The sequence below is a fragment of the Candidatus Thiosymbion oneisti genome (assembly GCF_900092655.1).
In the GTDB taxonomy this organism is placed as follows: Bacteria; Pseudomonadota; Gammaproteobacteria; order Chromatiales; family Chromatiaceae; genus Thiosymbion; species Thiosymbion oneisti.
The window spans coordinates 1-9,108 of record NZ_FLUY01000413.1 but is presented as its reverse complement, the minus strand read 5'-3'; the positions used below and the strand labels follow the sequence as shown (position 1 = coordinate 9,108).

At 60.9% G+C, this 9,108-nt stretch carries 6 protein-coding genes; 4 read left to right on the top strand and 2 right to left on the bottom strand.

What is annotated here, in order from left to right; translation table 11 throughout:
* Positions 1 to 221: 221 nt before the first annotated feature.
* Positions 222 to 440, bottom strand: a complete 219-nt coding sequence (locus BQ17_RS03880) for a hypothetical protein (RefSeq protein ID WP_089724456.1) — start codon at positions 438 to 440, stop codon at positions 222 to 224.
* 556 nt (positions 441 to 996) lie between these two features.
* On the opposite strand from BQ17_RS03880, the gene sat reads away from it, so the two are divergent.
* The 3 genes from sat (at position 997) to ftsH (ending at position 5,151) form a co-directional block, all read left to right on the top strand.
* A complete protein-coding gene (sat, locus tag BQ17_RS03875; RefSeq protein ID WP_089724454.1) occupies positions 997 to 2,184 on the top strand; it encodes a sulfate adenylyltransferase in 1,188 nt (395 codons plus the stop codon).
* Between the two features lie 294 nt (positions 2,185 to 2,478).
* Positions 2,479 to 3,102 (top strand): 23S rRNA (uridine(2552)-2'-O)-methyltransferase RlmE, encoded by a 624-nt coding sequence (gene rlmE, locus BQ17_RS03870; protein WP_089724452.1) that lies wholly within the window; start codon positions 2,479 to 2,481, stop codon positions 3,100 to 3,102.
* 126 nt (positions 3,103 to 3,228) lie between these two features.
* Positions 3,229 to 5,151: an ATP-dependent zinc metalloprotease FtsH gene (gene ftsH / locus BQ17_RS03865; protein WP_176722279.1), complete on the top strand. Its 1,923-nt coding sequence runs from the start codon at positions 3,229 to 3,231 to the stop codon at positions 5,149 to 5,151.
* 480 nt (positions 5,152 to 5,631) lie between these two features.
* Here ftsH and topA read toward each other — a convergent pair whose 3' ends face one another.
* Positions 5,632 to 7,929, bottom strand: coding sequence for a type I DNA topoisomerase (gene topA, locus BQ17_RS03860; RefSeq protein ID WP_089724450.1), 2,298 nt, complete (start codon positions 7,927 to 7,929; stop codon positions 5,632 to 5,634).
* 685 nt (positions 7,930 to 8,614) lie between these two features.
* Between topA and BQ17_RS03855 the strand changes: the two genes are divergently transcribed.
* Positions 8,615 to 9,108: IS110 family transposase (locus BQ17_RS03855; protein WP_141699082.1), on the top strand; the 494-nt coding region annotated here is incomplete at its 3' end.

The window sequence follows — 9,108 nt, the reverse complement described above, 5'->3', positions numbered from 1 at the left end:
GTCGGTCAGGATGCGGAAGAGAAAACGACGAAGCGCGCGAATCAGCGCGAACAAGATCCCTCCCTTCGGTTCGGGATGACAATTTCGCGAGGATTCGCGTGATTCGTCGTTTTTCCTCTTTTTCGCTGACCGGTAATGCTTAACTTAATGGCATTGGGTTCAGCGCGGGTCGATTTCGCAATCGAGTTGCGGCGGGCGCAATCCTATTGTGCCCGTTGCCGTCAGTCCTCTCCGATGACACGCTCGTCCCGGGGTTTGGACAAGAGCTTCTCGGCTTCGGCCTGGCTGTTCGCAAAGGCCATCCGATACTGGAACACCGCTTCGGATGGCTGCTCTCGACGCAGCCGGCGCACCCAGGCACGCGCATTCTGATAACGGTCTTCCGTTCCTATGTGCGTCAGCAATGACGGCGGCGAGATTTTGTAGACGAAGTAGGGCATCTGATTTCAACACTCATCTTCATATGAAAAACAAAGAATAAGGACATTGCTAATACGCATTCGTTTTCCTCTAATACATGGACGGCTCCCACATTTTCCTTCTTCTAATGTAATCCGTTCCAGGAAGTTACTTTTCATACCATTTTCTTCTATTTCTAGTAACAGTTAACTAACATGCACGAGCCTGATGGTGTGCTAGGATGCACACATATTAGCACACATTGGCATTTATTTGCGGCAAAGAAATGATTCCCATGTTATTCGGTACTTCGGTGCCGTTGTACTAGAACGGCAGTCCGCGATGGGATATGCGGGCTAGCCAGCGGACCAAAGGCTCTATTGCTGCACCCATAAACACAGTTTTTGCCGGGGAAAAGTGACAACTATGGTATGGTTTGCACCCTAAATAATGCCGCTGCTCCAGCCCCTATAGCACGACGGCCACACAACTCCGCAACCTGCCACAAGGTCTGCATAAGCTATCGCAAACGAGATTTGCCTCGTCGCGCGTGCCCGTATCGGACGCCCGAGCGCAAGTCCTGAGGAGAGGCAGAAGATGATCAAACCAGTCGGCTCCGACGAGCTGCAACCATTGTTCGTTTATGATCCGGACCAGCACCATGAGCTGATGCGTGAGGCGAGGGATTTGCCCTCGGTGATGATCAGCTCCCAGGCTGCGGGTAACGCGGTCATGATGGGCGGCGGCTATTTCAGTCCGCTCAAGGGCTATATGAGGGTGGAAGACGCCGTGAGCGTAGCCCGAACCATGAAGACCACCGATGGTCTGTTTTTCCCCGTGCCTGTGCTGTGCCTGCTCGACAGCGTCGCTACCATCGAGGGGGCCCGCCGCATCGCCCTGTGCGACCCGAACATGGAGGGCAATCCGGTTCTCGCGGTCATGGATGTAGAGGACATCGAGACCGTCAGTGACGAACAGATGACCCTGATGACCGACCAGGTCTACCGCACGGACGACATGGATCATCCAGGGGTTGCCGCCTTTAATCGTCAAGGTCGGTTTGCGGTCTCCGGTCCCATCCGGGTGCTGCATTTTTCTTATTTCCAGGACGATTTCCCGGACACCTTCCGCACTGCGGTGGAGATTCGTCACGAGATCGCCGAGCGCGGATGGAGCAAGATCGTCGCCTTCCAGACCCGCAACCCGATGCACCTGGCCCACGAGGAGTTATGCCATATGGCCATGGAGCGCCTCGGGTGCGATGGCTTGGTCATCCACATGCTCCTGGGCAAGCTCAAGTCCGGTGACATCCCTGCGCCGGTGCGGGATGCGGCTATCCGCAAGATGGTTGAGCTTTATTTCCAACCGAACAGCGCCATGGTCACCGGCTACGGCTTCGATATGCTCTACGCCGGCCCGCGCGAGGCGGTTCTGCACGCCTATTTCCGCCAGAACATGGGCGCGACCCACTTCATCATCGGTCGCGATCACGCCGGGGTAGGGGACTACTACGGGGCCTTCGATGCCCAGACCATCTTCGACGAGGAGGTCCCGAAGGGGGCGCTGGAAATCGGGATCTTCAAGGCCGACCACACCGCCTGGTCCAAGAAGCTCGGCAAGGTGGTGATGATGCGTGAGGCACCGGATCATACCAAGGAGGACTTCGTGCTCCTGTCCGGCACCAAGGTGCGGCAGATGTTGTCCGAGGGCGTTGCCCCGCCCGAGGAGTTCTCGCGTCCTGAGGTAGCCCGGATTCTGATGGATTATTATCGATCCTCGAAGTGATCCTGAATGATTTGGCACGGTTTGGGGGACCGGACGTGTTGCGTTGCGACGCTCAAAGGCTCGCTGATCGTCTGCTTGGGTCATGCCGGCGTCTTAACGCAACCTACACCCACATTACCCCCCGCGCGGCCGTCGCGTTGCGCGTAGGGCCGTAGGATGCGGTGAGCGCCTGCCCACCGCCTCAAGAACGCCTGCCTGCTCGCTGCTCCACTTGATCACCAAGGGCGTCGTGGACCAGATGAGCACCATCCCCAGCTAGGCGGCCGGAACCGACATCATCGATCCTCCGTGAATATGCGGGCTAAGACCAAGAGCAGCCGCCGCTGGCTCGATCGGCACTTCAAGGATGCCTATGTGAAGCGGGCCCAACAGGAGGGCTACCGTTCCCGTGCCGCGTATAAGCTGTTGGAGATTCAAGCGAAGGAGCGGATCTTGGGCCCCGGTATGTCGGTTGTGGACCTAGGGGCGGCGCCGGGCGGCTGGAGCCAAGCAGCGGCCCGGATCGTCGGGCCGCAGGGGCGGATCGTCGCCCTCGACAGCTTACCGATGGAGCCCTTACCGGATGTGATCTTCATTCAGGCCGACTTCCGCGAAGAGGCCTCCCTGGCTCGGCTTCGGCAAACCCTGAACGGTGAGACAGCGGATGTCGTGCTCTCGGATATGGCACCGAATCTGAGTGGCAACCCCGCGGTGGATCAGCCGCGCATGATCTATCTGGGCGAGCTGGCCCTGGATCTGGCACGGCAGTTACAGAAACCCGGTGGATCACTGGTGGTCAAAACCTTTCAAGGGGAAGGTTTCGATGCCTTCCACAAAGCGGTGCGCGCTTCCTTCAGGCGCGTTGCCAGCCGTAAGCCGAAATCCTCCCGTCCCAGGAGCCGAGAACTCTATTTAGTAGCAACAGGGTATGCTTTATAGTAAGTTGCAGCGAGTGGATTTGCTCTTTGATAGAAACCGCTGGCGTCCCCATTTTCCGAGTAGATGCTCGAAAACGCCACCGGGGCCGGTTTTCGTGGAAGCAAGAGGACTCATGCCTTGAGCGACATGGCGAAGAATGTGATTCTATGGGTGGTCATTGCGATCGTCCTGATGTCGGTGTTCAACAACTTTACGTCGACCCAGCGTGGTCCGCAGGCGATGGCCTACTCCGACTTCGTCGATCAGGTGCATCAGGGCCAGATCGCGGAGGTGACCATTACCGGCCGCACCATCGAAGGGGTGAACCAATCCGGCCAGCATTTCTCTACCTACAGCCCCGGGGATGACGGTCTGGTGGGCGATCTGCTCAACAACAAGGTGCTGATCAAGGCGGGTCCTCCGGAGAAGCCCTCGGTCCTGATGCAGATCCTGATCAACTGGTTCCCGCTGTTTATCCTCATCGGTCTGTGGATTTTCTTCATGCGCCAGATGCAGGGTGGGGCCGGTGGTCGCGGGCCCATGTCCTTCGGCAAGAGCCGCGCGCGCATGCTCTCGGAGGATCAGGTCAAGGTCACCTTCAGCGACGTGGCCGGTGCCGACGAGGCCAAGGAAGAGGTCACGGAGATGGTCGACTTCCTGCGCGATCCGTCCAAGTTCCAGAAGCTCGGTGGTAAGATCCCCAAAGGCGTGCTCATGGTGGGGGCCCCGGGTACCGGCAAGACGCTCTTGGCACGAGCCATTGCCGGTGAGGCCAAGGTGCCCTTCTTCACCATCTCCGGCTCCGACTTCGTCGAGATGTTTGTCGGCGTGGGTGCCTCCCGCGTGCGCGATATGTTCGAGCAGGCCAAGAAGCACGCCCCTTGCATCATCTTCATCGATGAAATCGACGCCGTCGGTCGCCACCGCGGTGCAGGATTAGGAGGCGGTCACGACGAGCGCGAGCAGACCTTGAACCAGCTCCTGGTGGAGATGGACGGTTTCGAGGGCAATGAGGGCGTCATCGTCATCGCCGCCACCAACCGGCCCGACGTGCTCGACCCGGCCCTGCTGCGCCCGGGCCGCTTCGACCGGCAAGTGGTGGTACCTCTGCCGGACGTGCGTGGGCGCGAGCATATCCTCAAGATCCACATGCGTAAGATCCCGGTGGGGGAGGATGTAAAGGCCTCGATCATCGCCCGCGGTACGCCGGGCTTTTCCGGCGCCGACCTGGCCAACCTGGTGAATGAGGCGGCCCTGTTCGCTGCCCGCGCCAACAAGCGTCTGGTCGATCAGGAAGAATTCGAGAAGGCCAAGGACAAGATCATGATGGGGGCGGAACGCCGCTCCATGGTCATGTCCGAGGAGGAAAAGAAGCTCACCGCCTATCACGAGGCCGGACACGCCATCGTAGGTTACTTGGTGCCGGCCCACGATCCGGTGCACAAGGCGACTATCATTCCCCGCGGCCGGGCCCTAGGCGTGACCATGTTCCTGCCCGAGGAGGACCGCCACAGCTGGTCGAAGCAATACCTCGAGAGTAAGATCTCAAGCACATTCGGCGGGCGTATCGCCGAGGAGCTGATATTCGGCAAGGAGAAGGTGACCAACGGCGCCACCTCGGATATCGAGGTCGCTACCCGGATCGCGCGCAACATGGTTACCAAGTGGGGCCTGTCGGAGAGGCTGGGACCCCTCACATACAGCGAGGAGGAGCAGGAGGTCTTCCTCGGCCACTCGGTGACCCAGCACAAAAACGTCTCCGACGAGACGACGCACCTCATCGATGAAGAGGTACGCAGCTTCATCGACCGCAACTATGAACGGGCCCGCAAGCTACTCGACGGAAACATAGACAAGCTGCACACCATGGCCGATGCCCTCATCAAATACGAGACCATCGATTCGGACCAGATCGATGACATCATGGCCGGGCGTTCCCCGCGGGCACCCAGAGACTGGGACGAAGAAACAGAGGGTGGGTCCGGCAGCGCAGGGGTGACCCTAGGCCCCAAGCCCGAAGGCAGTGCGACCGGTGAGGGTCATATCGGCGGCCCGGCGGGTGAACACTAAGAAGCTGTCCGGTTAAAACGGATCCGAGCGTCGGGTTGCGTTACGCCGCGTTCGACACTGTGCCTGTTCGGGTGCAGTCCTGGGTTATTTGGCGTTGGTTGTAGGAAAAGATCCCGCCTGCGTCGGGACCAGTCCGGCGTGTTGGGTTACGGCGCGTTCGGCCACGTCACCGTGCTTCGGGATCGGACAGCGCGCCTAACCCAACCTACACTTAACGCGAGGCCGCGCGGGCCGGCAGCGCGGGGGTAATCTGGGTGTAGGTTGCGTTGAGACGCCGGTACCGACCTGGCCGTCGATCAATGAGCCGTTGGGCGTCGAAACGCAACCCGTCAAACCCTGTTCCGACGCAGGAGGGATCTTTCTTGTCCCGACGCAGGAGGGATCTTTTCCCCCAAACCGTGCCGAATCATTGATAGGCTGTGCCCATTGGTGGGCGCAGCCCACCCTACGCAAATATGCATTCACTACTCAAAAGACGGTCTACTCGGGCGTGGCGGTCTCCTCGCCGGGGGCAGTATAGTTGCAATCCTTCCGGGGACAGACCTTCCGTGCTCCATCACGCTTGGTGACCTTGAGCGTGAGCACCGGCCAGCCGCATTGGGGACAGGGCCCGGCGACCGGCTCGTTCCAGAGCGCGTAATCGCATTTGGGGTAGGTGGAGCAGGAGTAGAAGACCTTGCCCTGCCGCGACTTCTTCTTCAGCAGGGTCCCCTGGTCGCACTTGGGGCAGGTGACGCCTGTATCCTGGGGACGCTCCAGGGGCTCGATATAACGACACTTGGGATAGGCGCTGCAACCGATGAACTTGCCGTATTTGCCGCGCTTCATCTGCAGCTCGGAGCCGCACTCGGGACAGCTGCGCCCCTCCACCACCTCGGCCGGGGGTTGCTCGGGCTTGGTCGCGTCCGCCAGGTCCCGCGTATAATCGCACTCTGGATACTTGGTGCAGCCGATAAAGCGGCCGTGGCGCCCGAGACGAATCGATAGGGGTGCACCACACTGGGGGCAGGCCTCTTCGATGGCCTCCTGGGTAACGTCGCTGCGCTTGACGTGCTCCTGGGTGTGATCGACGCGGTCCTTGAAGGGTCGCCAGAACTGTTCCAATAGGGGGATCCAGTCCTCTTCTCCGCGGGAGACCGCGTCCAGCTCGTCCTCCAGCTTGGCCGTAAAGTCGTAATCCACGTAGGAGGTAAAGTGCTCGGTCAGGAACCGGTTGACGATGCGGCCCACATCGGTCGGGTGGAAGCGTTTCTTCTCCAGCTCCGCATACTCCCGTTCTTGCAGGGTGGAGATAATGCTGGCGTAGGTGGAAGGGCGGCCGATCCCGTATTCTTCCAGGGCCTTGACCAGGGACGCCTCGGTGTAACGCGGCGGCGGCTCGGTGAAGTGCTGCTCCGGGCGGATGGCCTTCAGGTCCACCAGCTCGCCTTCCCGCAGCTGGGGCAGCATCCGCTCCTGGTCGTCGTCCGCCCCTTTGGCGTCATCGCGTCCCTCCAGGTACACGCGCATGAAGCCGGGACTGACCACCGCAGAGCCGGTGGCCCGAAACAGGTTGCCCGCTCCCGCGCTCAGATCCACTGCCACCATGTCGATCAAAGCATGGGCCATCTGACAGGCCAGGGTACGCTTCCAGATCAGCTCGTAGAGCCGGGCCTGATCCGCGGTCAGATGGGCCTTGAGGTCCTGGGGTAGGCGCCGGATGGACGTAGGCCGGACCGCCTCGTGGGCCTCCTGGGCGTTCTTGGCCTTGGTCTTGTAGATGCGCGCCTGGGGCGGCAGGTGGTCGGCGCCGTAGCGTTCGCCGATGAACCCGCGGATCTCGTCCAGGGCCTCGGTAGCCAGATTGACCGAGTCGGTACGCATATAGGTGATGAGCCCCACCGCACCGCCGCCCACGTCCACACCCTCGTAGAGCTGTTGAGCGATCCGCATGGTGCGCTGGGCGGTAAAGCCGAGCTTGCGCGCCGCCTCCTGCTGGAGGGTCGAGGTGATGAAAGGAGGGGCCGGGTTGCGTTTGCGCTGCTTGCGCTCTACCAGCTCGACCTTGAGCTTCCCCCGGGCCGCCTCCACCAGGGCGCGTTTAATCTCCTCGGCCCGGGCCTCGTCCCGGATGCTGAACTGCTCTAGCTTCTCGCCGGCAAACCGGGTGAGTTTGGCCTCAAAATCTTTGTCCTCCTTGACCGCGTCCGCGATAAGGGTCCAGTACTCCCGGATCTCGAAGGCCTCGATCTCCTGTTCCCGCTCCACGATGAGCCGGAGCGCGGGGCTCTGGACCCGGCCGGCGGACAGGCCGCGCCGGATCTTCTTCCACAGCAGGGGCGAGAGGTTGAAGCCCACCAGATAATCCAGGGCCCGGCGCGCCTGCTGGGCGTTTATCAGATCCACGGAAAGCCGCCGCGGATTGGCCACCGCGTCCTGCACCGCACGCTTGGTGACCTCGTTGAAGACGACCCGGTGCACCGGCCGCTTGCCGAGCTGACGGCGGTTCTTCAAGAGCTCGTAGAGATGCCAGGAGATGGCCTCCCCTTCTCGGTCCGGGTCGGTTGCCAGATACAGGGCCTCGGCCTGCCTGAGCCTCCTGGCGATGTTCTGAACGTGCCGTTCGTTGCGCTCGATGACCTGGTACTGCATGGAAAACCCCTGGTCCGGATTGACCGCCCCCTCCTTCGGGACCAGGTCGCGCACATGGCCGTAGGAGGCCATGACCTCGAAGTCGGGACCCAAATATTTCTTGATTGTCTTCGCCTTGGCGGGCGACTCCACGATGACCAGGTTCATGGGTTTGCTTAGCATCCGATGGTGAAGGGCGCATAGAAAACGCGAGAAGCCACCTCGGTGTCAAGCGATTGTTGGGAACGGATACATCGCCAAATCCAAAGCGGCGGCAGGATTGTGCCACTTGGCCGACCCCCCGCTTATGCCTGGCGCTGTCGATTCCGGTAGGCATCGGGGTAAGGTTGCCGCCGCACTCCGAAACGTCCGGTGGGACCCTTCCATGATCGTTGGCAGTCCGGAATCCATAAAGGGCCTCCTGAATTATTTGGCGCGGTTTGGCGGACCGGACGTAGGGAACCTGCTGCCCGTGCCCAACACAAAGATCCCTCCCTACGGTCGGGACAAGTGTTGGGCACGCCCACCGTCCAAAGATGCGGTTCGCCGCCGGGCGCGTCCCGCACCCGGCGGCTCACCACATCCTTGTATGTTCTGTTTCCAAGGGAGAGCCAAGGATAAGCTATAAAAGGATTTGATGAAGAGGACCTGGGAAGCCGTCACATCCTGATGCCACGATGCCACGAGCCTGAACGTAGATTAGCTCCCCGCCCGCTTCGCCAATACCGAAGCGTATCCGAGGCCGTGAGCGGTGCTCGTGAGCCTGCAGACACAAGGTTGGTAGGCGAGGGTTCAGGGTCGGGGAACCCGGTAGCCATCCTAACTGATCGTTACCAATTTGGAGAAACAGAACATGAAAACCGCCGGAATCGATGTCAGCTACCAAACCGTTACCTTGGCTATCAGCCGTGATGGCCAGATGAGAAAAGCCCGCGAATTCAAGAACACCTCCCAGGGGCACGCGACCCTGATCAACCGCTTGCGCAAGGCTCAGGTCAGTCGCGTCGGTCTGGAGGCGACCGGTCTCTATCACCTCGATCTGGCCCTGGATGACGCCGGGTTGGAAGTCATGGTCATCAACCCCAAGGCCGCCAAACGCTTCGCCGAGGCCATGCAGACCCGGACCAAGACCGATGCCGTCGATGCCACGCTCCTCGCCCAGTTCGCCCTGCGCATGCCCTTCGAGCCCTGGCAGCGTCCCGACGCACTGGCCCTGACCATCCGCCCTTGCGCGCGCCGCATCGCCGCGCTCAACCAGCTCCGAACCCAAACCAAGAACCAGCTCCATGCCGCTGAGCAAACCGCCGCGACACCAGACTTTCTCCTCGCCGACCTGCAACAGAGCAT

Coding starts and splice junctions, on each gene's coding strand:
- BQ17_RS03880 (WP_089724456.1), bottom strand. CDS start 440: ATGCCCTACTTCGTCTACAAAATCTCGCCGCCGTCATTGCTGACGCAC.
- sat (WP_089724454.1), top strand. CDS start 997: ATGATCAAACCAGTCGGCTCCGACGAGCTGCAACCATTGTTCGTTTAT.
- rlmE (WP_089724452.1), top strand. CDS start 2,479: ATGCGGGCTAAGACCAAGAGCAGCCGCCGCTGGCTCGATCGGCACTTC.
- ftsH (WP_176722279.1), top strand. CDS start 3,229: ATGGCGAAGAATGTGATTCTATGGGTGGTCATTGCGATCGTCCTGATG.
- topA (WP_089724450.1), bottom strand. CDS start 7,929: ATGAACCTGGTCATCGTGGAGTCGCCCGCCAAGGCGAAGACAATCAAG.